The organism is Ancylobacter sp. 3268, assembly GCF_031456575.1.
Lineage (GTDB): Bacteria > Pseudomonadota > Alphaproteobacteria > Rhizobiales > Xanthobacteraceae > Ancylobacter.
Genome location: NZ_JAVDUX010000020.1, coordinates 1 through 21155, shown reverse-complemented (window position 1 = coordinate 21155; position 21155 = coordinate 1). Strand labels below are relative to the sequence as shown.

The following is a 21155-nucleotide window of genomic DNA, read 5'->3' as shown; positions in this document are numbered from 1 at the left end:
AGCGAGGCCGGATGCGGGCGCAAAGCGGCCGGGTCACCGGAACCGCGAAAGGCCGCACGAACGCGAAGAGCCCCGGCGCGGACGCGCGGGGCTCTTCCCTCTTTTCGGTCCCGGCAGTTGCTGGAGATCAGGCGGCGGCGGGCTGTTCCAGAGCGGCCTTGGCCTGCTCGACCAGCGCCTTGAACGCCTCGGGCTCATGGATGGCGATATCCGAGAGCACCTTGCGGTCGACCTCGATCCCGGCCTTGCCGAGACCGTCGATAAATCGACCATAGGTGAAGCCGAGCTCGCGGGTCGCAGCGTTGATGCGCTGGATCCACAGGGCGCGGAAATTGCGCTTCTTCGCCTTGCGGTCGCGATAGGCGTATTGCTGCGCCTTCTCGACGGCCTGCTTGGCAACGCGAATGGTATTCTTGCGGCGGCCGAAATAACCCTTCGCCGCCTTCAGCACCTTCTTGTGCTTGGCGTGGGAAGTTACGCCGCGCTTAACACGGGCCATGGGACTATCTCCTGGTACGGGCTAGGGCTGGCGTCAGCCGTTGGGCAGAAAATACTTGCGGACAACCACCGCATCCGGCTCGGCCATGACGGAGGTGCCACGCTGGTTCCGGATCTGCTTGTTGGTGCGCTTGATCATGCCGTGGCGCTTATTCGCCTGGGCCATGATCACCTTGCCGGTGCCGGAGAGCTTGAAGCGCTTCTTCGCTCCGGACTTGGTCTTCATCTTGGGCATTTGGCTCGGTCTCCGCGGCCGGAGGCGCGCCTTGCGGCACGCGTGGCCATTTTGTTGATGGTGAGCATCCGAACCGCCACGGCAGCCCTGATTGGCCGGGCGGTTCAACAAGGCCGCACCCCATACAGGAGCGGGCCCGTCATTTCAAGAGCCGTCAGCCATCGCAACGGCACGGGCGCGGTAATTCGTCCGTGCCGTCGCGCGCCTGGCTTCGAAGCGTGCCTTCGATGATCAGCACTCGCCCTTCTGCATCTGCACGCGCGGGCAGCCATCGTCGCTGCGCTGCGGGCCCGGGCGCTCGCCCATCTGCGGCGGCGGTCCCGGCGGGCGTCCCTGCTGCGGCGGAGCGGAAGGCTGGGCCTGCTGCGGCGGGCGCCCCTGTTGGGGCGGAGGCCCGCCATTGCCGCGCGGCGGCTGTCCGCCGCCATCCCAGCCGCCGCGCGGCGGTTGGCCGCCACCGCCATTGCCGCGGGGCGGCTGGCCGCCGTTCCAATCCCCTCTCGGAGGCTGGCCGCCATTCCAGTCACCTCTCGGGGGCTGGCCGCCATTCCAGCCGCCGCGTGGCGGCTGACCACCGTTCCAGTCCCCTCTCGGGGGCTGGCCGCCGCTCCAGCCGCCGCGCGGGGGTTGCCCGCCATTCCAGCCGCCGCCATTCCAGCCGCCACCCGGCGGCGGGCCGGGAGGGCCGCCATACCAGCCGCCGCCCGGGGGCGGGGGCGGCGGACGCCGGCCGGGAGGCGACCCCCAGCGGTACCGCTCGCCGTACCAGGGGCGGTCGCGATAGTAACGGCCCCAATAATTGTCCACGCTGAAGCCGATGATCGGCACGCCGATCATCGGGGCATAAGTGGGGAATTCCACCCGTCGGCCGCGATAGTCATATTCGAGGTAGGCGGCGGCGACCCAGCCTCGATAGCCGCGCCAGTCGACATCGCACCAGCTATAGGTGTCGAGGCAGCCGAATATGGTGAGCGGCGTTCCGGTGCCGAGCACCACCACCGCCGGATAGTCTGTGCCCGGCCCGGCGCGCAGATTCACATTGGTGGTGACGAAGCCGCCCGTCTGCGCGGCTGCCGCGCCGGTGAGGGCGATGAGAGCCCCCATCGCGGCCAAAAGACGTTTCATGCGTATTCTCCAGGACGTTGCATCGTGTCTACAACGCCGACCCGGGGGAAATGGATTACCTTCGTGAGGCGGAATCGTGATGGCACGGTGTCGACGCGGCGTCGATCACCAAATACCGCCGTTGCGTCACGTTGATCCCTGGGCGCGAACCGGACAGGATGCGCCCGGTTCGCCGTCCTTCGCCGCTCGCCCCCGCCCGTCGTTCATCGGCGGACGGGCGTCCCTCCGCCGTCACTCACCCGGATTGCCTTCATGTCGTTCGGCACATTGCTCGAAGCGTTTCTGCTCGGCCTCCTCGAAGGCTTCACCGAATTCCTGCCCGTCTCCTCCACCGGCCACATCCTGCTCGCCGGCCATTTCCTCGGCTTCGAGAGCCAGGGCAAGGTCTTCGAGGTGCTCATCCAGCTCGGCGCCATCCTCGCCATCGTGGTCGCCTATTTCCAGCGCTTCTGGCAGGTGCTGATCACCCTGCCGTCGAGCCCGCGCTCGCGCAATTTCGTGTTCGGCATCCTCGTCGCCTTCCTGCCGGCGGCGGTGATCGGCGCCCTGGCGCACGGCTTCATCAAGGAGGTGCTTTTCGAATCGCCGGCCTTGATCTGCGTGACGCTGATTCTCGGCGGCATCGTGTTGCTGTGGGTCGACACGCTGAAGATCCGTCCCCGCCACACCGATGCGATGGCGCTGCCGCCGCTGCTGGCGCTGAAGATCGGCTTCATCCAATGCCTGGCGATGATACCCGGCGTATCGCGCTCCGGCTCCACCATCGTCGGCGGTCTGCTGCTCGGGGTCAGCAAGCCGGCGGCTGCGGAGTTTTCCTTCTTCCTCGCCCTGCCGACCATGGCCGGGGCCTTTGCCTACGATCTCTACAAGAACCGCGACGCCCTCTCGATGGATGACGGCGTCATCATCGGCGTCGGTTTCGTCGCCGCCTTCATCGCGGCGCTGTTGGTGGTGCGCACGCTTATCGGCTTCGTGTCCCGCCACGGCTTCACGCCGTTCGGCTGGTGGCGCATCGCGGTGGGCGGCGTCGGGCTGATCGCCCTGGCGCTGGTGGGCTGACGCCCAGCCATCATGAAAAAGGCCGCCGGAGAGCCTTCCCCGGCGGCCTTTTTCGTTTGAGGGAGCCGGCTCAGGCGACGATGCGGGTGAACTGGCCGGCCTTGCGGTAGCGCCAGAGATAGCCCGGCAGCACCGCGCCCAGCGCGGTCGGGTGGATGCCGAGGCCTTCGAGCGTGCGGCCCTCGGCGATCGCCTGGGCGGAGACCACATTGTCATGCGCCAGCAGCTTCACCTGGTCGCGGGTGAGCAGCGGGTTGGGCAGCAGCTCCAGCAGCCGGGCCTGCAGCGCTGCGACGCCGAAGGGCATCGGCACCAGCAGGCGCTTGCGGTCGATCTCCTTCAGCATCAGCTCCATCAGCTGCTTGAAGGTGAGGATCTCCGGCCCGCCGAGCTCATAGACGGTGCCGGGCCTGGCGATCTCGTCCACCGCCTTGGCCACCGCGGTGGCGACGTCGCCGACGAAGACCGGCTGGAAGCGGGTGGTGCCGCCGCCGATCAGCGGCAGTGCCGGGGCAAGGCGGGACATGGCGGCGAAGCGGTTGAAGAAATTGTCTTCCGGGCCGAACACAATGGAGGGGCGGAAGATCACCGCTTCCGGCACCGCCTCGCGGGCCGCGGTCTCGCCCGCCGCCTTGGTGCGGGCATAGGACGAGGCGGACTGCGGATCGGCGCCGATGGCCGAGACATGGATCAGCCGCGCCCCGACCTCACGTGCGGCCAGCGCCACCTGCTTGGCGCCGAAATTGTGCACCGCTTCGAAGCTCTGGCGCCCGCCCTCATGCAGCACGCCGACGAGGTTGATGACGACCTCGGCCCCTTCGGCGGCGCGCAGCACCGATGCCGGATAGCGCAGATTGGCCTGTACCGGATTGATCTGGCCGACCGCGCCAAGCGGCTGGAGATGGCCGGCGAGATCCGGGCGGCGCACGGCGACGCGTACCCGCCAGCCCATGCGGGCGAGCGAGCGCACCACATGGCGGCCGACGAAACCGGAACCGCCATAGATGGTGACGAGGCGCTCCATGGGGGCGGAGCGTGCCTCCAGTTCCGCTTCGCTGGGAAGCGGCATGTCATCGGAGGTGGCGGCGTCGACCATGGTGCTCTCCCGGCCCGTCAATCGTGTATGCCAGACGATTAGCGCGCCGCCGCGCCAGCGTCCAGCACCGAGCGGCCCGGCTCGGCGCCCTGTCGGTCTCATCGGCGCTCATCGTCCTCATCCTACACCTCACCGACCTGTCGCGGCGACGGTGTCGGGGGTGCGGCGAGGGGAAGGGCCGGATGAAAATTCCCCACAGGAGAAGCGTGATTGATGTGATTGCCTCGTTGACAAGCGGGAGGTCCCCCGACTATGTGTCGCCGCCGTGCCGCAAGGCATGTGCCCAGGTGGCGGAATTGGTAGACGCGCTGGTTTCAGGTACCAGTGGGTAACACCGTGGAGGTTCGAGTCCTCTCCTGGGCACCAACTCGCTAGAAAAAGCTTTTTCTGGCAGAGACTTAGCTGCATTTTTCGTCCCACTTTCCGAAGTCGCCGAAAACGGTGGGACAATCTCGATCGCCGACAGCTTCAACCGTGCGGCCTTCGCGAGCTGCTTCTGGCTGGCGGAACGGGTATAGCGATCTACCTCCTTTGACGTCCGGTGACCGGTCATCGACATGATCTCGCGGTCGCTCGCGCCATGTTCGGCGAGCTTGGCGGCGAAATATTTGCGCAGGCCATGAGCCGAGCGGCCGGACAGGCCGGCCTCGTCGCACCAGTCGCGGAACTTGTTGCCGAAGGTCTTGGTCGATTTGAACGGCCGGGCCCATTCGCTCACCAGGAATGTCTCCCGCCCGGTCGGAAGTGTGCCCAGTACGGTCTGCAACTCGGCACTGATCGGCAGTGTCAGCTGCACCGGCTTGCGCCGACGGTTCTTCCACTGCGTGAAGGTGATGGCCCCGTCCTTCACCATTGCTGGCCCCAGCCGGTGAATATCGGAAATCCGCTGGCCGAATTCGAGGAACAGCATCAGCGCCAGCCGCGCCATGGTGCCGTGCGGGTGTGCCTCTTCGAACGCCTGGACGTCTTCATCCGACCAGGCGGGAATGCCATCGGCCCGCACCGCCGGGAAGTAGGGCACCTCCTTCGCCGGATTGGTGTCCGCCAAATCATTGGCGATCGCGAAGGCGAAGATCTGCCGCAGCGCTTTCACCATGGAGTTGGCCGCACCCGGCGTTTCAGCGCGCTTGTCCCGCATGGCGCGGATGTGCCGCGGCAGCATTGGCGCGTAGGGGAGGTCGCCGCAGGGCTTGCCCGAGGGAGTCGTCTCCTGGCACATACGCTCAAGAATGCCGCGACGGACCCGCTGGGTCGTCGGGTCGAGGCCCTTATATTCAGCACTGCGATAATAGGCCTCGCAAAGCGCGCGCAGCGAGCCGGAAACCGCCGGCGCCTTCTCCACACGCTGCCCGATCTTCTTGGCGATCGGCCGGCCAGCTAGCACGTTGCTATAGGCTGCCCAGAACGCCGGTGTCCCATACTCTGCCCGGATGCGGACCTTCGGCTTTCCCGGCATGCGCACATACCAGCGGACATTGCCGTGCCGGTCCGTATCACGGGACAGATGGGGCGGGTTCGGGCGAGCCATGTCAGGACAGCGCCTCGTCCCAAGGGTTCGGGGCGGGTTCGTCCGTCGCGGCGACCGCCACCGGAACGATCTTTTCGGTGACGAGGACGATGCGGCCGTCGGGATCGATCTCCAGGCGGGGAAACGCGATGCCCGCCGCCTGCGCGCCTTTCAGCGCGCGGGTGACGTCGGATGCCTTGAAACGGGTCTTGGTGCGCGCCATCGCCTCACAACCCCTTGCTTGAAGTGAGATAAACGACCTTGGGCGTGGCGCTCGCCGTGCGGAGCTGGCGCTCAAGGTCGGCGATGGCGGCGGCGATCTCGGCATCGGTGCGGTAGTGCACCTCGCGCCCGTCGGAGAGGCGCACACGCGCCTCCCCGCTGGCGCGAAGGCCGCGCAACGCCTCAAGCCGTTGTTCGAGGGTGGCGGCGTCGGCCATCATGCCCCCTCGTTCTGGTAGAGGCCGCGGAAGTCGATGACGCCGCAGCCGAAGTCGAGCCCGGCCGCCACCTTGACGGCGCGGGTGTCGAAGTCGATCTCGGTGCGGATCTGCGGCCCCTCGGCGCCGGAGACATAGCCATAGACCACGCTGGGCGCCGCCGCCGGGTCGGCGACGACGTACCAGCCATTGCCGGCGATGTTGGCGTCGACCACCAGCTCCATGGTGCCCGCCCACGGGTTCACGTCGCCCGCCTTGGCGGCGGTGACGGCGGCGAGCACCTGGCGGCCTTCCAGCTCCTTTTCCGGCCCGACCACGAGGAAGCGCGGCGCGAGATTGAGCGGCACGCCGTCGAGGCTCTTCTGCGTGCGCAACGCCGCCACCGCGGCGCCGAGCGAGGCGACGCTGATCGCCGCGCCGGCCGCCGCCTTGTTGCCGTGGCTGGCATGGAAGAGCGCGATGCCGTCCGACAGGGCGGCATTGGCGGCGAGCAGCGCATAGACCCGGGCATTCTCGTCGGCCGCGGCACGGATGGCGATCATCGACGAGAAGTCGGCCAGCGCCGACAGGTCGTCATTGATCAGCGCCCGCCGGCCGATGGCGATGCCGGCATTGAGCTCCTTCGCCCGTACCTTCTCGCGGTTCTCGCTGATGGTGCCGTATTTGAGCTCGCCATTCTCGGCGGTCTCCTGGAACTGCGGGAAGTCGCCGATGCGCAGGAAGGAATGATCGCGGAAGTCGGTGAAGGAGCGCCGGCCGGCCCAGCGGCGATAGGTCGGCTCGGCCGCCGCGTAGTTGGCGAGCAGGCTCTTGTTGGCTGCATCCGCCAGCAGCAGGGGGAAGTCGCTGGTCGAGTGGGCGCCGACGGCGCGCTCCATCAGCGCATTCTGGTCGCGCAGGTTGATGCGCTCGCCGCGCGCCTCCGCAAGGCCGCCGATCATGTCGAGCATGCGGTAGCCGGCGAAGTCGCGGGCGCGACCCTCCAGCTTGACCCGGCCCGGCGCCAGACGGTGCGCGAGCGCGTCGCCCATCGCCGAGCGGATCGACGCCGGGTCGGAGTGGTCCATCGTCACCGTCGGCGCGACGGTGCGGATGGTTTGCAGCGGCGCGGTGCGGGTCTGCATCGCCTGGAAGGCGGCGGCACGGGCGGCGTCGGCGCTGGCGCCGGCATCGATCTGGCCGTCGATCCAGCCCTGGTCGAGGCCGGCGACGGCACCGATGGAACGGATCTCCGCATTGACGGCGGCCCGGTCCGCGGACGCCGTGGGGGTGGGGGCCGCCGCGGCGGGCGGGGTCGGCGCCGGAGCGGGCTCCGGCTGGGCAGGTGCCGTCATGGTCTCATTCCCTCGAATGATGGCCTGGCGGTCGGCGGGAATCGGGACGATGGAGAGCTCCACCGGGGTCCAGCGCGTGGCGGTCTTCACCCGCCGGCCGCCTTCGGTGGTCTCGCTCCAGTCGTGGACGGCGTAGCCGACGGAGACACCGCGCAGGTGCCCGTCGAGAATGTCCTGAATGATCGGCTCGACGTCGTCCCGCCGGGACATCCTGATGATCGCGCGGGCCTCACGGTTCCCGCCGACCGTCCATGCTGTGAGGACGGAGCCCAGCACGTCGGTCAGGATGCCCCGGCGGTGGCTGTTCAGGACCGGCGCGCCGATGAAGGCGCTCCAGTCCTGCGCCAAGGAAAGCCGCTCGAGGAAGACGCCGCGCGCGTCCTGGCGCTCGACCGTGGCCCCGGTCGAGAACACCACCTCGAAGGTGCGCTCGTCCGGGTTCCAGCTGGTCGCGGCCAGAGGCGCGCGGCGGATGATGATGTCGGAGGGGGCGTTCACGTGGCCTTCCTCCCGTAGCGGGCCTGCCGCTTGTCCAGCGCGCGCTTGACGTGGGCGTGCCAATAGTGCGCCGCCAGCTCGAGGCGGCGCAGCTCGTCGAGCGAGATCTTCTCGGGATCGAGCAGCGGGAAGGCCGCGTGCCAGAACCGGCTCCACAGTGGCTGCAGCTTGTCGCCGATCATGCCGCGCCCCCGATGTTGGAGAGCGCGGAAGCCGGCGCCTTGGCCGGGGTAACGAAGCTGAGGCCAAGACCGGCCTCGCGGGCCTTGTCGGCGGCGATCTCGGCGTCGAGCGCGGCGACGTCCATGCCGCGGGCGGCGACGGCCTCGCGCCGGCTCATCAGCCCGGCATTGATGGCGTCGATCTCTGCCTGCACGTCCTTGCCCGGGTCGACCCATTGCTGTTTCGGGGTGATCCAGCGCACGGGGAGCAGATCCTCGATCCGACCCTCGATGCGGCCGGCGAGGCTCTCCAGCATCACCCAGCGCCGCCAGATCGGGCGGAGCGCTTGGAAGACAATGACATTGTGCTGGATCATCTCGATCCGTCGGCGCCACTCGACGAGGCCGGCGCGGATCGAGGAATAGTTCACCTCCGACAGATCGCCGGTCAGCACCTCATAGGGCAGGCCGAGCGCGGCGGCGATCTCATGCAGGGTGATGCGGGCGAAGTCGTTCGCCTCCTGGGCGATCGCCGGAGGATTGGAGAAGCTCACATCCTTACCCGGCGGCAGCACCACCATGGCGCCGGGCTCCAGCGAGCCGATGATCGCCTCGCCCTGCGCCTCGCCGCCGAACGGCACCGCGCCGTCATTGGTGGTGATGACACCGGCGAGCAGTGCGCCGACCTTCTGACGGGTGAGCTGGGCGCCGTGCCATTCGTCATGCTCCGCCAGCCGCAGGATCGCCGGGGCGAACCACGACACGCCGCGCACCTGGCCGGGAAAATCGGGGCGGAACAGATGGATCACGTCCTCGGCCGGCACGCGCACCGGCTGGAGGTTGAGGCCGAGGCCGATCTCCGGCCGCTCCTTGATGATCCAATAAGCGACGCGGGTGCCGAACACGTCGAACTCGACGCCGTTGACGATGCGCCCGCCAGCGGCAAGCGGGCGGGTCAGCGAGGCGTCGAGCTGGTCGGGATGCAGCACGCGGATCCGCAGGCCGCCCGGGGTGGCGATCATCAGCGCCAGCGCTTCGCCGTCGACGATCATGCCGCCGACCATCAGCGCGGTCAGGCCATAGAAATCGCACACCCCATCGGCGTCGGCTTCGTCGGTCCAGGCCGTCCAGCGCTCCGCCAGTTTGCCGGTGGTCGCCGGCACGATGCCGGTGCCGACCAGTGCTGCCACCCACGCCGCCTTCGCGGCTGCCGCGTGCGGGTTGTTGGCGACCAGATAGCGGGCGCGCTGGGCGAGCGGCGCTCGGGCCGCCTGTGCCGCGCCGTGCTGGTTCGCCATCTTGCCCCAGCCGGACGTGCGCCGGCCGGCGGACGCGCCCTCATAGGAGCGTGCCCACCAGCGCCAGGCGCCCTTGCTGCGGTCGAAGAGGGTGGCGAGACCGGCGAGCATCACACCACCTTGGCCAGAGCCGCACGGATCTTGCGGAAGTGCTTGGAGAGATTGACCAGCACGATCTGGCTGGGCGCCGAGCCGTATTCAACCGCCATCGCGGCGGCTTCCTTGGCGATGCGGGCACTCACCTCCTCCAGCGTGCCGCCGATATGTGCTCGCCCCTCGTCGTCGCCGCCGAAGATCACCGCGCCGATCCAGATGTCGGCGAAGGGTTTGGCGGTCGCAGGATGTTCGCCCTCGTAGGTGCCACGCGCATTGGCGAGCATGCGGGAAGCGGCGGCCACATCCAGCTTCATCACGTCGACGAGCTCGATCTGCGCCGAGAGAAGCGCAATCTCTTCGACGGTGTAGCGGATCCAGCCGCTGCGATCGGCGGTTTCAGCGATTGCCCGGTTATGCTCGATCAGGCCGGCCGGGCTGGGCTCGAGCTGATACTGCTCGCTGGCTTCGGGGGACTGGTCGATGAAGGGCAGATGATCGCGGCGGCGGAGGGTCTTGAAGCGCTCGACCTTGATGCCGAGCGCCTCGCAGGCGAGGCCGATGGTGAAGGGGCGTTCGGGGGTCATGTGGCGCTCTCGAAAATAGTGAACCGATGACCCCATTCTGCACAACTTCAGCATGGGGTCAACTGGACCCCGTCATGAGGTTCGGTGGAGCATCCACCTCACATCTCGATCCGGATGCGCGTCGGGTGGTCGCGCAACACGCCAGCCGCCTCGTCATCCTCGATGATGTCGAGCCGGTTGATGTTGAGCCACCGCCTCTCCCTCTCCCAAAGGTGATCCGATGCCCGCCGATGCCCGGCGCCCATGATGAGCCAGCCCTGGGCATCGGCCGTCATCTCGTCCATGGCGGCCGAGAAGTCCGACCAGGCGCGGCGGGCACGCTCCATGGGATCGGCGGGCGACGTCACAGGCGCAAGGCATACAGCCGCTGCCGGTGTGGCTACGAGCGCCGGGCCAGCGCTGATCAACAGGCGGCGACGGGTGATCATATGCCCGCCTCCCCTTCCTCGTCGTCCGGCGATGGACAACTGAAGCTCATGCCGTGGCGTTCGATCGAGGTGTATTCCCGGTCGTGCTCGTCCTCGGCTGGGTCGTCCTCCTCAGAGTCCTCGTCGTAGCCCTCGAGCAACTCGACCTCATCGCCCTCGATGTCGACCAGCTGCGGGTCGGCGTCGAGATAGGGGAGATTGCCGCCAAGGCTGGGCTCGAGGTCGGGATCGCCGTCGAGCTGATCGAGAAGCGCGACCATGCTCTCGATCGCCGCCTCGATCCGCTGGCGCAGGGCGCCCTCCTCCACCATGGTGAAATGGCGAACATGCGCGTTCATGCCCGGCCCTCCGCAACGAGACGGCCGAGCGCCGCGGCGAGCGTGTCGAGCAACAGCTCCTCGAAGGTGGTGCCATCCGCATCTTCCTGCGTGCCGAGCGGGAGATCGGGATTGGCGACGCCGACATAGCGGACCAACGCGAGCAAGCCCGGCAGCGTGGTCGGCACGGTACCCAGCAGCTCGGCGAACTGCTCGTCGGCTATATCGACCAGCTCGGCGAGCCGGTCCTCGCCGTCGACCGTGGTGTCGCAGGCCCGCACCGGCGCCATGAGCTGCCGATGCTCGGCGATGCGGGCAAAGATGGGGTCCGGCGTCGGCCCGAAGGCGACGACACCGGCCGGCACGGCGACGGCAGCCGCGCCAAGGCAAAGCGCCTGGCGCCGGCTGGGGACATGGCTTTCCCGTTCGCGAACATGGGTGCCCATGCGCGTGCTCCATTGATTGAAAACGTCAATGTTGATACCTTTCGCTCACAATGAGCGGTTGTCAATAGGTATCAATCAAAGTGAGCGAAAACGATCACCTGACAGGCCGCCAGATAGCTGCAGGCCGAGTACTCGCGGGCCTAGGACAAGCCCAGCTAGCGGAGGCTGCTTCCATCTCGGTGCCGACGTTGAGGCGCATGGAGGCGAGCGCTGGCCCCGCCGCAGGTTTGACGAACAATGTCGCTGCGGTGAAGCGTGCCCTTGAGGAAGCCGGCGTCATCTTCGTTGCCGAGAACGGCGAAGGGCCTGGGGTGAGATTGAGAAAAACACGAGAGGTCGGTTGAGGTGACGCGCTCGCGACCAACTTGGGTTGAGGATTCCTCTCTATGCTTTCGCATCACCGAGAGCGTCGAGACTTTGCTGCGGGGTCGATGGGACCTCGATCGTCGGATGAAGGTGGTAATGGGGCGACTACGCCCACTGAGGCCAGCCGACTTCCCTCCCGAACTCCGGACGTCCTTTGAGCTGCTGCTTCTGGCGGACGAACTCGCGCTCGTGGAGATGCCGCCAGCATCCAATATCCTGTCCTACAGTCGCATGACGCCGACGCAGCGCGACCAATGGTGTGCGGCCCTGCTGGCGATCTACGAGGCGATCGTGATCGATCGGCACCGAATCGGCCGATAGTGGTACGCGGCGGCGAATGTTGCGACAATCGCATTCACGGCCGAGAATTGGGCAGTGCTGGGGGAGGCTTCGGAAGAAGAATGCACCGATCTCGAGTTGAGAGCGACGAGGCCTACATCCTCGATCTATGCGACAAAGTGTTGGGCAGGATGTCACTTCGCCAGCACAGGTTCCACTTTCTGCTCGGCGATCCCGGAAAGTCCGGCCGGCGCACACAGCTCGCGGTTGATGCCTACTATCCCGACCTCTCGCTTGTTGTCGAATATCATGAACGCCAGCACTTTGAGGCCGTCAACCACTTCGACAAGCCTAACACACTCACTGTCAGTGGTGTTCATCGGGGGATGCAACGTCGGCTGTATGATGAACGCCGCCGCGATGTGCTCCCACAGCACGGTATTACGTTGCTGAATCTCCTATGCACTCAATTCGCCAGCTCCAGCGCAAGGCGCCTGAAGCGCCTGCCGGAGGATGAGCGCGTCGTGCGATTCGAACTGGAGAAGGTCGGCGCCATCTTCGTCGCGGAGAACGGCGAAGGGCCTGGCGTGCGGCTGAGGAAGAACCCTTGAGAGAACGTAGGCCATCCCCGCCTGATCGATGAACGGCTCAAGGAACTGGTACGAGCGTTGGCACGTGAGGCGGCCCGCAAGGACCATGACGAAGCGGTGAAAAGGCCTGAAGAGAATGGCAAAGGTACAGGCTGAGGTTGAAGGAGCATCACCAATGAGCCGAACCGCTTTCATGCCGGCGGTATCCTTCAGCGCGGACAAGGTCGAGCAGCATCGGCTCGAAGAACTGGCCGAGGCCGTCGCTGATCGGGAAACCAGCGCCGCCGAACTCGCGGTCGATTTTGCACCTGGCTCCTTCGGCTGCCATGAAGCCCTGCACATCGCGGCCGTCGTGATGAATCTGATTGATCGCGATCTCCGCAGCCATCCGGCAGTGCTGGTCAACGCGGACTGATACCGGCTCGTTCATGGAGTTCATCAATAACGAAGCGAAATTTTATCCCGCTTCGTTATTAACGCCGACAAAGAAAATTTGTGCCCTAGAACGGGGCGGCCACACTATTTACAATTCAGAATTGAATCGGAAATATTGTAGGAGCTATGTTCCGAGGCTGAAGTGGAGGAGTTGTTCGAATCGCCATTGTCATGAGCCCAGACTGATCGGTCGTGTTCGTTGGATGCGGCTACCCACGAATCACGGAAATCGCGACTGCGCTTTATAAGACTCTGATTGGCCTCGATAATTTCCTGACGGGACCTTCTTTCAGGACGCAATCCGGCCATTGATATACCCTCCCTTTTTGGCAAGCGAACCCTATCAGATAACTCCGTCAGAGTGAATCTATGGTTGACAGTTTCAACTCCATAAAATTTCCGGAATTGTTCGTCGGGTTCGTCGCGCCAATTGGAGCCGATGTTGCCCCTATAATCAAAGAATTCAGAATATATTTTGAAGAAAAAAAATATAAAGTGATAGACATAAAAGTAACTGATGTATTTAATGTGATGAAAAACTATATAATTCCTGAAATGGATTTAAAAAAATCTCCTCTTGTTGATCGATATAATTCATATATAAATTATGGAAATCAGTTAAGGGAGCATTTTGATGATAATTCAATATTGAGTAAGCTTACGATACAGATAATTGTTAAGAAGCGTATAAGGCAGAAATATAATTCTGAATTCGATAAATTTCAAAAAACAGTGTATTTTATAAATCAATTCAAAAGAAAAGAAGAAATAGAATTATTTAGATCGGTGTATGGTCGATTGTTTTTTCAGGTTTCCTTGTATTCCCGCCGTGGGGCGCGAGTTGATTATCTTTCTAGGAAATTTGCAAGTAGTGAAAATTCAGCTGGATCGAATCGCTTCCGGTATCAGGCTGAAAAATTGATTCAAAATGATGAAAACGAAGTCGCTAAGAGTCATGGACAGAGGGTAGCGAAGATATTTCATGATGCGGATCTTATTATAAATTTAGATGTTGAACTTTCTGTCAAAAGACAAGTTTTCAGATTCTGTGAGCTTCTCTTTGGATCTAACGCGATTTCTCCCACCCGTATTGAATATGGAATGTTTCTTGCGAAGGCGGCGGCGCTCCGAACGCTAGATCTTTCCAGGCAGGTTGGGGCTGCTATATTTTCCGGGACGGGAGAGGTGCTCTCGCTTGGCTCGAATGAGGTTCCGAAGGCGCTGGGTGGCACGTATTGGTCAGATGAAGGTGTAGATGATCGTGAATTTATTCGAGGCCATGACTCGAATGATCAAAGAAAAAGAGAGATTCTTGTAGAGATATTGAATATAATATCTCCAGATTGCGATATAGATAAAATAATATCAAGTAAAGAAATTCAAGACTCTCAATTTATGGATGCATTGGAGTACGGACGCATCGTGCACGCTGAAATGTCGGCAATATCCGACGCTGCAAGAGTGGGAAGTTCAATTCGTGGGGGCACGTTATATTGTACGACATTCCCCTGTCATATGTGCGCTAAGCATATAGTGGCATCTGGCGTAACAAATGTGATATTTTTGGAGCCATATCCTAAAAGTCTTGCATACGATCTTCATTCAGATTCAATTCATATTGAAGGTAATGATCGTGGTCATTATCAGCAATACCCATCTGTAAGATTTGAGCATTTTTATGGGGTTTCGCCTCGTAGGTATAGGGAAATATTTGAAAGAAATAAAAGAAAGAATGATAATGGATCATTCCGTCCATATATAAATGACAACCCATCTCCTATAATAGACATCAAAATTCCATTTTATACATACTTAGAAGAGAGTGCGCTTGAAATATTGGGAATGCAATTTGATGTTGCCAAAATTGACGATGAATTGGATGCATTGGACGCAGAAGTTGATGAATAATCATAATTATTGTTCGCTACTTCTGTCATTCTACCGCTTGCGTCACTTTAGTCGATCGAAGTGACTTCTCTATGGGAATGGTGGTCGTTGCGTTAATGCGCAACCGTGCCATTGACCCGCTAGATGTCCGTCGGAGCGATGGCCAAGGTGAGCGCTGGCAGAAGGCCGTTGAGAGTTTCCGTCTCTGCCTCTAGTAGCGGACGAGTGATCAGTTCGGCGTTATTGGCGCACTATAACGCTGGGTCGGGCAATCAGTGTCTATCACGCTCCTGCGCCAGCTTCTCAGCCTGCTCATTCACCATTTCTCGCGTGATGCGCGAATTCTCGAAATGGGTGTTGCCATAGGCGAAGCTGCGCCGTTGCTCTTCGCGGTGCTCGGGGGACGGTTCCACACGCTTGGCCGCCTCGATCAGCTTCTTGAGTTCATTCGTCATTTCGGCCTCCCGCTCGCAGCTCGGTCCTACAACGCGTTGACCATACGTCATTCAGGATTTGGACTGTTCTTGATCTTGGTATATGGCGCCTTTCCGGGATGGTGCCAATTTGGCAAATCAGCCACAGCCCGGCATCCGTGGCGTCCGCCCGTGTCCCGGTACGATCGTCATGCTCCTGACAACCACTTGGAGCGAACGACGCCGGATGGCATTGCGGGCGCGGAAGCGGGGGTGGAGGTGTCGGCACTGGCGCCTGCGGCGTCATGCCTGGCAATCGCCTCCTGCAAACTCATCCCCGCCGCATAGAGCCCATGCAGCGCGGCGGTGGCGTAGACCCGGCAGTCGAGCGGCTCATTGCGCACGCCGGGATCCGGCACCCACTCGATGCGGGCGATGCCCTTGGTGTAGCGGCGCACCGGCCGTTCGGCGACGAGGCCGGTGAACCACAGATAGTCGCGATCCACCGGCCAATGGCAGGCGCCCGCACCGCCATCCTCGATCCGCAGGCGCGAGAGCAGCCCGTGCTTGAGCGTGTCGACGCCGACGATGTGGACCGGCGCCAGGTTGGCGATGCGCAGCTTGGGCGGGCGCTTCGGCCAGGGCGGCACGCCGGGACCGCCGCGTCCCTTGATCGCCCAGACGCGCCGGTTGAGCCGCTCGGCCGAGAACTTCATCACCATGTCGGTGCGATGCCCACCGGAATCGATGGCGACCGCCAGCACCGGCAGATCCGGGATGGCGCGGGGATGGCGGAATCGGCGCAGCAGCAGCCGGTCGAGCGCCTCCCACACCCCCGTCCTGGAGGTGTCGCCGTGCAGGATCTCGTAGTCGAGCGACCAGCTGGCTTCGCCGCGGCCCCAGCCGACGAACTCCACCTCGATGCGGTCATCCTGGGTATCGACGCCGGCGGTGACGATGGCGACGCCGTCAGGTAGCAGCTCGGTCCATGGGGTGTCGCAGGCGACGCCGCGTTGCTGCAACGTGTCCGGCGCTAGCGGCGCCATGTCGCGATCCTCATAGGGTTCGCCGAGTTTCAGGTTGGTCCAGGACTTCAGCCGAGCCGGGTCGCGCTTCGAGGCGACGAAGTCGGCGGCGATTTCGCCCCAGCTCTCGAAGGGTGAGTAGAGCGCCGAGAGGTGGAAGCCGGCAGTGAGGCCATCGCCCTCCACCGTCGCCCGCCATTCGCCTTTCGCCAGCATGGCCGGCTTGTCGGCTTCCTCCATGATGCCGCCGCAGGCATCGCAGGCATAGAACGCCTTGCGCGGCTCGCCCTCCGGCCAGGTCACGCCGCGCCAGACGAGCACCTGGTGCGTGCCGCAATGCGGACAGGGCACGAAGTAGCGCCGCTGGTCGCTCTCGGCATAGGCCTTCTCGATCCGCGACACCCCGGCCTCGGTCGGGGTGGAGATGAGGAAGATCTTGCGCCTGCCGCGGAAGGTGACGGTGCGCTGCACAGCGAGCGCCACCGGATCGCCTTCGCCGTCGGCATCGGCCGGGAAGGCGTCGACCTCGTCGAGCACCAGATAGCGCGCCGGCGTCGAGCGCAGGCCGGTCGCCGAGTTGGCGCCGGTCATCACCAGCGCCCCGCCCGGAAACTCCTTCAGCCCGACGGTGTTGCCGGGATCCTTCGCCCGCGCCGGCGCCATGCGGCTGCGCAGCGCTGGCGTGCCGTCGATCAGCGGATCGATGCGGGTGCGCGAGTTCCGCCGCACCATGTCGATGGAGGGCCGCACCGCCAGCACCAGCCCCGGCGCATGGGCGATCCAGTAGCCGATGGCATTGAGCCCGGCCTCGGTGCCACCGGTCTGCGCCCCCTTCATCAGCACCACGCGCTCGATCGGCGAAGAGGTGGAGAGGCAGTCCTGTATTGCCTTGAGGTACGGCACGCGCGACGTCCGCCACGGCCCCGGCTCGGCATTGGTGCCGGGCAGGATGCGGTTGGCGTCCGCCCATTCGGTGACGGTCAGCTGCAGCTCGGGCCGCAAGCCACGCCGCCAGGCCTCGTCGACCAGCTCTGCGGTGAGGTCGGCAAGGTCAGTCATGCGGGATATCCTCCAGCGGCATATCGGCGATGGTGACGAGCTGCGCACGCACCAGCCGGTCGAGCACGCCGACCACGGCGGCCAGGTCGGCGCCCACGGTGCTGGCGATCTCCGGCGCCGCGCGGTTCACCCAGCCGAGCCAGGCATCGCGCTCGAAACGGGCGCGGGCCTCGATGGTGCGCAGCGTCGCGGCGCGGTCGATCAGCTGGCGGCCCATGCGCTCGGCCTTCAGCCGGGCGATCTCCGCCTCGGCGGCATCGCGCACCGCCCTGGCCGAGATCGGAGCGAGTGACGGTGCGTCGAGCGAGGCGCGGCGGCGGTTCGGGTCGACGTTCTCCGCCACCCAGGCCTTTCCGCGGGCGACATGGATGCGCCCGTTCGGCTCGACGGGAAGCCCGGCGGCGATCAGCTGCGAGACGCGGCCCGGCGACACGCCGATCAGCTCGGCGAAGCCCTTCTTGGAGAGGGTGTCCGCCGGCGGAGGGGTATGGTCGCCGAACAGGGATGAGCCATGCAAATCCTGCATCCTCAACCCTTTCTCAAGCGCCGGAGTTTAGCGCTCAAATCCGGCTCATCTAGCGAGGTCATGCGCTGTCGCCGCCCGCATACATCAGCGCCGGGGAGGACCCACGCTAGCCGCCGGAGCTCGGCCTCGATCTCCGACTTGGCCTCGTGGAACGCCTCCGGATCGCGGTGGCTCGGCACCAGCCGCCGCACCTTCCCTGCCAGATCCAGCAGGGCGGCGGTGGTCGGGGTGTCGGGACACGGGACACCCCCCTTGGGGGGATGTCCCGTGTCCCGCTGCCACCGGGACAATCGGGACTGTCCCGCCGGGACATCTATGTCCCGCTTCCTCAGACGATCCATACCCATGGCTCCCTGATCGCGACGATCTGCTTGCTCGACAGGTTCTCGCGGGCGCGCTGGAAGGCCTTCTTCTTCGCCTCCGGCGTATCGCCAAGGCCGCGCCGGTAGGCATAATCTCGCCAGGTATCGACGGGGACGATGCGTACGCTGTTGGGGATCTGCCCGCCGGGCGAGGGCACGCCCTCTTCGGCAATGGCCTGCTTCAGTGCGTCGAGCGCGATGCGCGCCTGGTCGGAGAGCCGCGGTGTGCCCCTGGTCTCGCCGGTGCTCGCATCCGTGGGCATGACGACGCAGGAGGTGATGTCATCACCATCCTCGTCGGTCCCGAGGACCGATTGCAGCAGCTCATACTTGAGGGGCGATATCTCGCCGCCGTCCTTCACCTTCGCGATCTTGCCTTCGCACACACCCGTCTCGTGGCGGGTGATCTCGATGGCCGCGTCCACCGCGCCGAGCAGGGCATTGGAGCCCCGTGCGCCGCGGTCGCGGTCCTTGCCGGAGTGGTGCACGACCAGGACATGACAGCCCAGCTCGCGCTGCATCCGCTCCGCCTTGTTCACCACGACATTGATGTCGCGGGCCTTGTCCTCGTCGCCCGAGCCGATCATGCGCGACAGCGTGTCGAGCACCACCAGTTGCAGCGGCGCGGTCATCGCCGCCCGATGCTCCTTCACATCGGCGATCAGCGTCTCGACGCCCTCCTCATCGTCGAACAGGTTCACCGAGGAGGGGATCAGCACGAAGGGCTTGCCCGGCTCGCCGCCCTTCTCCTTGCGCCACGCCTTCATGCGCATCCGCATGCCGGAGCCGCCCTCGCCGGAGACATAGACCACGCCGCCTTCGGCGACGCGCCGGCCGAACCAGTCGCGACCATGGGCGATGTGCAGGGCGAGGTCGAGCACAAGGAAGCTCTTGGAGGTGCCGGGCGGCCCGTACACCGTCGACAGGCCGCCCTCGATCAGCAGCCCCTTCACCAGCCAGGCCAACGGCGGCTGCTTGTCCTCGTCGCCCCACCACACCGCCGGCAGGCGGGTGACGGCGGCCGGGCGCCAGTTCGGCGTTGCGCCCGTGAGCTGGTGTAGCCGCTCCACCGTGCCGCCGGCGGCGAGCCAGTCCGACACGTCGCCCTTGCGCGGCAGGTCGGGCAGCGCCAGCACGCGGATGCGGGAAGCGACGGGGGCGAGCGCCCGCGCCACCTTCTCGGCATGCTCGCGGCCGGTATCGTCATTGTCGGGCAGGATGACGACATCGGCGCCGAGGAAGTGCTCGACATAATCCAGCCGCCACTTGCCGGCGCCGCCGGCATTGCAGGTCGCCGGGATGTTCAGCGCCCGCAGGCGGTCGACATCCTTCTCGCCCTCGACGATGTAGATCGGGTGCCCGGAACCGATGGCCTCGATCAGCTCCGGCAGATGGTAGGGCACCTGCCGGACATCCTTGATGCTCCATATATGCCCGCCGGCGCCGTCCGGCCGCCGCTGGCGGAAGCTCTTCGGCTCCAGCCGCACCACTTCGAACAGCAGCTCGCCGGCCTCGTCGAGATAGGGATAGGTCGCGACCGTGCGGGTCTTGTTCGGCGAGATCTCCGGCTGGCCGGCGAAGTCCGGGAATTCCTGCTTCAGCCAGGTGATCGCGTCATGGTGCCCGCCGCCCTTGATGCGGGCGATCAGGTCGAGCACGCCCCCGCCCTCGCCGGCCTCATGGTCCCGCCAGGTGCCCTTGTGCGGGCCGCCAACGCGCACCGCCAGGCTGCCATTGGAGCCGTACCGCCACTCGTCATGCTTCGAGTGTGCCCGGTTCGGTTCCCCAAGCAGCCGCCGCGCGACAGCCTCCATGAGGTCGGGAAAGTCGCTCATTCCTCGGGCTCTTCCGGTGGGACGTCCCCGCCGAAAAAGCCTTTTGGATCAATGGGCGATTTTTCGTCCCACTTGTCCGTAAGTTCCTCTAACGATGGTGCCTTCTGGCCCTCTCTCCTGGGCACCATTTGACCTTTTTGCAAGGTCCAGAGATTTCCTAAAATCGTTGAAAATGCTGAATTCCTGGAGCCAAGAGGTTCCGGGAAGGTTTAGCTTTTTCCGTTGGAAGCTGGCGCTTTTGGGGGTATTTGAGGGGGTATCGCTAAAAAACCTCATGTCGGGCAGTTCCCCTTGGCGCTCACCGAAACCGCGATCCGCAACGCCAAGCCGAGAGAACGGCCCTATAAGCTGGCGGACGGTGGCGGCCTCTATCTGCTGATCAATCCGATCGGCTCGCGCCTCTGGCGCCTGAAGTACCGGATCGGCGGGCGCGAGAAGTTGCTCGCTATAGGCCCCTATCCCGACATACCCCTTGCCAAAGCCCGCGAGTGGCGCACCGAGGCACGGCGGCATATCGCCGACGGCGTCGATCCTTCCGCGCTCAAGAAGGAGACGCGGCAAAAGGCCAAGGCAGCCATCACGAACACCTTCCGCTCGATCGCCGAGGAACATCTGGCGAAGCTGGCGCGCGAAGGCCTCGCCGATATCACGCTGAACAAGCGGCGCTGGCTTCTTGGCTTAGCCTATCCCGTGCTCGGCGAGCGCGACGTTGCCACGATCACGGCAAAGGAGTTGCTGGACGTTCTCCGTACCGTAGAGGAAACCGGCCGGCACGAAACGGCACGCCGGATGCGGGCCGCACTCGGCGCCGTGTTCCGTTATGCCATCGCCACCGCGCGAGCGGAAAACGACCCGACCTTCGCCCTGCGCGATGCCTTGACGACGCCCAAGGTGACGCATCGCGCAGCAGTCACCACCCCTACGGCTTTTGGCGCGCTGTTGCGTGCGGTCGATGGCTACGCGGGGCAACCAGCGAGCACGGCGGCGTTGCGCCTCATGCCGCTGCTGTTTCCCCGTCCCGGTGAGTTGCGCTTGGCAACTTGGCCGGAGTTCGACCTCGACAAGGGGATTTGGTCGATCCCTGCCGAACGCATGAAGATGCGTCGTCCGCATCGTGTTCCCCTTCCGCCGCAAGCCGTCGCCATCCTGCGCGAGCTACACTGGCCTGCTCCCTGGAAAGTGGTCCTCCGTGAAGTAGGCTTTCGGGCCTTTGGAGGATGGCGCCATGGCGCAGAAGAAGCATAAGCCTGAAGAGA

24 protein-coding genes, 1 tRNA gene and 1 pseudogene are annotated in these 21155 nt (G+C 64.5%); 8 read left to right on the top strand and 18 right to left on the bottom strand.

Annotation, left to right across the window (positions count from 1 at the left end):
• Positions 1 to 127: 127 nt before the first annotated feature.
• From rplT to J2X65_RS22980, 3 genes are all read right to left on the bottom strand, one after another.
• On the bottom strand, positions 128 to 499 hold the full coding sequence (rplT, locus tag J2X65_RS22990) for a 50S ribosomal protein L20 (protein WP_310206450.1): 372 nt from the start codon (positions 497 to 499) through the stop codon (positions 128 to 130).
• A 33-nt stretch (positions 500 to 532) separates the two neighbouring features.
• Entirely contained in the window at positions 533 to 733 is a 201-nt protein-coding gene (gene rpmI / locus J2X65_RS22985) for a 50S ribosomal protein L35 (protein ID WP_213353165.1), read from the bottom strand.
• 231 nt (positions 734 to 964) lie between these two features.
• The gene (locus J2X65_RS22980; RefSeq protein WP_310206447.1) at positions 965 to 1858 is read right to left on the bottom strand and encodes an SH3 domain-containing protein; all 894 of its coding nucleotides are present in this window, start codon (positions 1856 to 1858) and stop codon (positions 965 to 967) included.
• A gap of 252 nt (positions 1859 to 2110) precedes the next feature.
• Here J2X65_RS22980 and J2X65_RS22975 point away from each other — a divergent pair, with 252 nt between their 5' ends.
• Positions 2111 to 2917 (top strand): undecaprenyl-diphosphate phosphatase, encoded by an 807-nt coding sequence (locus J2X65_RS22975; protein ID WP_310206444.1) that lies wholly within the window; start codon positions 2111 to 2113, stop codon positions 2915 to 2917.
• A gap of 70 nt (positions 2918 to 2987) precedes the next feature.
• Here the strand turns inward: J2X65_RS22975 and J2X65_RS22970 are convergent, their stop codons facing one another.
• Positions 2988 to 4013 carry a complex I NDUFA9 subunit family protein gene (locus J2X65_RS22970; RefSeq protein WP_404977785.1) on the bottom strand — a complete coding sequence of 342 codons (1026 nt, stop codon included), beginning with the start codon at positions 4011 to 4013 and terminating at the stop codon, positions 2988 to 2990.
• 281 nt (positions 4014 to 4294) lie between these two features.
• Here J2X65_RS22970 and J2X65_RS22965 point away from each other — a divergent pair.
• Positions 4295 to 4379: transfer RNA gene (locus J2X65_RS22965), tRNA-Leu, on the top strand.
• 190 nt (positions 4380 to 4569) lie between these two features.
• Here the strand turns inward: J2X65_RS22965 and J2X65_RS22960 are convergent.
• The 10 genes and pseudogenes from J2X65_RS22960 to J2X65_RS22915 form a co-directional block, all read right to left on the bottom strand.
• Positions 4570 to 4923 (bottom strand): annotated as a pseudogene (locus tag J2X65_RS22960) (tyrosine-type recombinase/integrase); the annotation flags it as partial.
• A gap of 619 nt (positions 4924 to 5542) precedes the next feature.
• On the bottom strand, positions 5543 to 5743 hold the full coding sequence (locus J2X65_RS22955) for a hypothetical protein (RefSeq protein WP_310206441.1): 201 nt from the start codon (positions 5741 to 5743) through the stop codon (positions 5543 to 5545).
• A 4-nt stretch (positions 5744 to 5747) separates the two neighbouring features.
• Positions 5748 to 5963: a phage head-tail joining protein gene (locus J2X65_RS22950; protein ID WP_310206438.1), complete on the bottom strand. Its 216-nt coding sequence runs from the start codon at positions 5961 to 5963 to the stop codon at positions 5748 to 5750.
• Entirely contained in the window at positions 5960 to 7792 is a 1833-nt protein-coding gene (locus tag J2X65_RS22945) for a prohead protease/major capsid protein fusion protein (RefSeq protein ID WP_310206435.1), read from the bottom strand. Before J2X65_RS22945 ends, J2X65_RS22950 begins: the two co-directional genes overlap by 4 nt.
• Positions 7789 to 7974, bottom strand: coding sequence for a hypothetical protein (locus J2X65_RS22940; protein ID WP_310206432.1), 186 nt, complete (start codon positions 7972 to 7974; stop codon positions 7789 to 7791). The genes J2X65_RS22945 and J2X65_RS22940 overlap by 4 nt, the downstream gene beginning before the upstream one ends.
• Complete coding sequence (locus tag J2X65_RS22935) at positions 7971 to 9362, bottom strand: phage portal protein (RefSeq protein WP_310206429.1); 1392 nt, start codon at positions 9360 to 9362, stop codon at positions 7971 to 7973. Before J2X65_RS22935 ends, J2X65_RS22940 begins: the two co-directional genes overlap by 4 nt.
• Positions 9362 to 9931: a hypothetical protein gene (locus J2X65_RS22930; RefSeq protein ID WP_310206426.1), complete on the bottom strand. Its 570-nt coding sequence runs from the start codon at positions 9929 to 9931 to the stop codon at positions 9362 to 9364. Before J2X65_RS22930 ends, J2X65_RS22935 begins: the two co-directional genes overlap by 1 nt.
• A gap of 98 nt (positions 9932 to 10029) precedes the next feature.
• Positions 10030 to 10359, bottom strand: coding sequence for a hypothetical protein (locus J2X65_RS22925; RefSeq protein ID WP_310206423.1), 330 nt, complete (start codon positions 10357 to 10359; stop codon positions 10030 to 10032).
• Complete coding sequence (locus J2X65_RS22920) at positions 10356 to 10697, bottom strand: hypothetical protein (RefSeq protein WP_310206419.1); 342 nt, start codon at positions 10695 to 10697, stop codon at positions 10356 to 10358. Before J2X65_RS22920 ends, J2X65_RS22925 begins: the two co-directional genes overlap by 4 nt.
• Positions 10694 to 11122, bottom strand: a complete 429-nt coding sequence (locus J2X65_RS22915) for a hypothetical protein (protein WP_310206416.1) — start codon at positions 11120 to 11122, stop codon at positions 10694 to 10696. Before J2X65_RS22915 ends, J2X65_RS22920 begins: the two co-directional genes overlap by 4 nt.
• A gap of 80 nt (positions 11123 to 11202) precedes the next feature.
• Here J2X65_RS22915 and J2X65_RS22910 point away from each other — a divergent pair, with 80 nt between their 5' ends.
• The 5 genes from J2X65_RS22910 to J2X65_RS22890 all read left to right on the top strand — a co-directional run bounded on the left by J2X65_RS22910 (position 11203) and on the right by J2X65_RS22890 (position 14700).
• Complete coding sequence (locus J2X65_RS22910) at positions 11203 to 11466, top strand: transcriptional regulator (protein ID WP_310206413.1); 264 nt, start codon at positions 11203 to 11205, stop codon at positions 11464 to 11466.
• Positions 11467 to 11572: 106 nt separating this feature from the next.
• Positions 11573 to 11809 carry a hypothetical protein gene (locus tag J2X65_RS22905; RefSeq protein ID WP_310206410.1) on the top strand — a complete coding sequence of 79 codons (237 nt, stop codon included), beginning with the start codon at positions 11573 to 11575 and terminating at the stop codon, positions 11807 to 11809.
• Between the two features lie 149 nt (positions 11810 to 11958).
• Positions 11959 to 12378, top strand: a complete 420-nt coding sequence (locus tag J2X65_RS22900; protein WP_310206408.1) for a hypothetical protein — start codon at positions 11959 to 11961, stop codon at positions 12376 to 12378.
• Positions 12379 to 12532: 154 nt separating this feature from the next.
• Complete coding sequence (locus J2X65_RS22895) at positions 12533 to 12772, top strand: hypothetical protein (protein WP_310206405.1); 240 nt, start codon at positions 12533 to 12535, stop codon at positions 12770 to 12772.
• Positions 12773 to 13161: 389 nt separating this feature from the next.
• Positions 13162 to 14700: an anti-phage dCTP deaminase gene (locus J2X65_RS22890; RefSeq protein ID WP_310206402.1), complete on the top strand. Its 1539-nt coding sequence runs from the start codon at positions 13162 to 13164 to the stop codon at positions 14698 to 14700.
• A 251-nt stretch (positions 14701 to 14951) separates the two neighbouring features.
• On the opposite strand, the gene J2X65_RS22885 is transcribed toward J2X65_RS22890, so the two are convergent.
• From J2X65_RS22885 to J2X65_RS22870, 4 genes are all read right to left on the bottom strand, one after another.
• Positions 14952 to 15134 (bottom strand): hypothetical protein, encoded by a 183-nt coding sequence (locus J2X65_RS22885; RefSeq protein ID WP_310206399.1) that lies wholly within the window; start codon positions 15132 to 15134, stop codon positions 14952 to 14954.
• 167 nt (positions 15135 to 15301) lie between these two features.
• Positions 15302 to 17176 carry a phage terminase large subunit family protein gene (locus J2X65_RS22880; RefSeq protein WP_310206396.1) on the bottom strand — a complete coding sequence of 625 codons (1875 nt, stop codon included), beginning with the start codon at positions 17174 to 17176 and terminating at the stop codon, positions 15302 to 15304.
• Positions 17169 to 17693 carry a hypothetical protein gene (locus J2X65_RS22875; RefSeq protein WP_310206393.1) on the bottom strand — a complete coding sequence of 175 codons (525 nt, stop codon included), beginning with the start codon at positions 17691 to 17693 and terminating at the stop codon, positions 17169 to 17171. Before J2X65_RS22875 ends, J2X65_RS22880 begins: the two co-directional genes overlap by 8 nt.
• A gap of 337 nt (positions 17694 to 18030) precedes the next feature.
• Positions 18031 to 19899 carry an AAA family ATPase gene (locus tag J2X65_RS22870; protein WP_310206390.1) on the bottom strand — a complete coding sequence of 623 codons (1869 nt, stop codon included), beginning with the start codon at positions 19897 to 19899 and terminating at the stop codon, positions 18031 to 18033.
• Positions 19900 to 20190: 291 nt separating this feature from the next.
• On the opposite strand from J2X65_RS22870, the gene J2X65_RS22865 reads away from it, so the two are divergent.
• Positions 20191 to 21144, top strand: coding sequence for an integrase arm-type DNA-binding domain-containing protein (locus tag J2X65_RS22865; RefSeq protein WP_310206386.1), 954 nt, complete (start codon positions 20191 to 20193; stop codon positions 21142 to 21144).
• The last annotated feature ends 11 nt before the right edge of the window (positions 21145 to 21155 follow it).

Excerpts from the sequence above, each read along its gene's own strand:
- J2X65_RS22950 (WP_310206438.1), bottom strand. The coding sequence starts at position 5,963 with ATGATGGCCGACGCCGCCACCCTCGAACAACGGCTTGAGGCGTTGCGC.
- J2X65_RS22870 (WP_310206390.1), bottom strand. The coding sequence starts at position 19,899 with ATGAGCGACTTTCCCGACCTCATGGAGGCTGTCGCGCGGCGGCTGCTT.
- J2X65_RS22900 (WP_310206408.1), top strand. The coding sequence starts at position 11,959 with ATGTCACTTCGCCAGCACAGGTTCCACTTTCTGCTCGGCGATCCCGGA.
- J2X65_RS22885 (WP_310206399.1), bottom strand. The coding sequence starts at position 15,134 with ATGACGAATGAACTCAAGAAGCTGATCGAGGCGGCCAAGCGTGTGGAA.
- J2X65_RS22890 (WP_310206402.1), top strand. The coding sequence starts at position 13,162 with ATGGTTGACAGTTTCAACTCCATAAAATTTCCGGAATTGTTCGTCGGG.
- J2X65_RS22980 (WP_310206447.1), bottom strand. The coding sequence starts at position 1,858 with ATGAAACGTCTTTTGGCCGCGATGGGGGCTCTCATCGCCCTCACCGGC.
- J2X65_RS22915 (WP_310206416.1), bottom strand. The coding sequence starts at position 11,122 with ATGGGCACCCATGTTCGCGAACGGGAAAGCCATGTCCCCAGCCGGCGC.
- J2X65_RS22955 (WP_310206441.1), bottom strand. The coding sequence starts at position 5,743 with ATGGCGCGCACCAAGACCCGTTTCAAGGCATCCGACGTCACCCGCGCG.
- J2X65_RS22970 (WP_404977785.1), bottom strand. The coding sequence starts at position 4,013 with ATGGTCGACGCCGCCACCTCCGATGACATGCCGCTTCCCAGCGAAGCG.
- J2X65_RS22930 (WP_310206426.1), bottom strand. The coding sequence starts at position 9,931 with ATGACCCCCGAACGCCCCTTCACCATCGGCCTCGCCTGCGAGGCGCTC.
- J2X65_RS22975 (WP_310206444.1), top strand. The coding sequence starts at position 2,111 with ATGTCGTTCGGCACATTGCTCGAAGCGTTTCTGCTCGGCCTCCTCGAA.
- rplT (WP_310206450.1), bottom strand. The coding sequence starts at position 499 with ATGGCCCGTGTTAAGCGCGGCGTAACTTCCCACGCCAAGCACAAGAAG.
- J2X65_RS22935 (WP_310206429.1), bottom strand. The coding sequence starts at position 9,362 with ATGCTCGCCGGTCTCGCCACCCTCTTCGACCGCAGCAAGGGCGCCTGG.
- rpmI (WP_213353165.1), bottom strand. The coding sequence starts at position 733 with ATGCCCAAGATGAAGACCAAGTCCGGAGCGAAGAAGCGCTTCAAGCTC.
- J2X65_RS22880 (WP_310206396.1), bottom strand. The coding sequence starts at position 17,176 with ATGACTGACCTTGCCGACCTCACCGCAGAGCTGGTCGACGAGGCCTGG.
- J2X65_RS22920 (WP_310206419.1), bottom strand. The coding sequence starts at position 10,697 with ATGAACGCGCATGTTCGCCATTTCACCATGGTGGAGGAGGGCGCCCTG.
- J2X65_RS22925 (WP_310206423.1), bottom strand. The coding sequence starts at position 10,359 with ATGATCACCCGTCGCCGCCTGTTGATCAGCGCTGGCCCGGCGCTCGTA.
- J2X65_RS22940 (WP_310206432.1), bottom strand. The coding sequence starts at position 7,974 with ATGATCGGCGACAAGCTGCAGCCACTGTGGAGCCGGTTCTGGCACGCG.
- J2X65_RS22895 (WP_310206405.1), top strand. The coding sequence starts at position 12,533 with ATGAGCCGAACCGCTTTCATGCCGGCGGTATCCTTCAGCGCGGACAAG.
- J2X65_RS22905 (WP_310206410.1), top strand. The coding sequence starts at position 11,573 with ATGAAGGTGGTAATGGGGCGACTACGCCCACTGAGGCCAGCCGACTTC.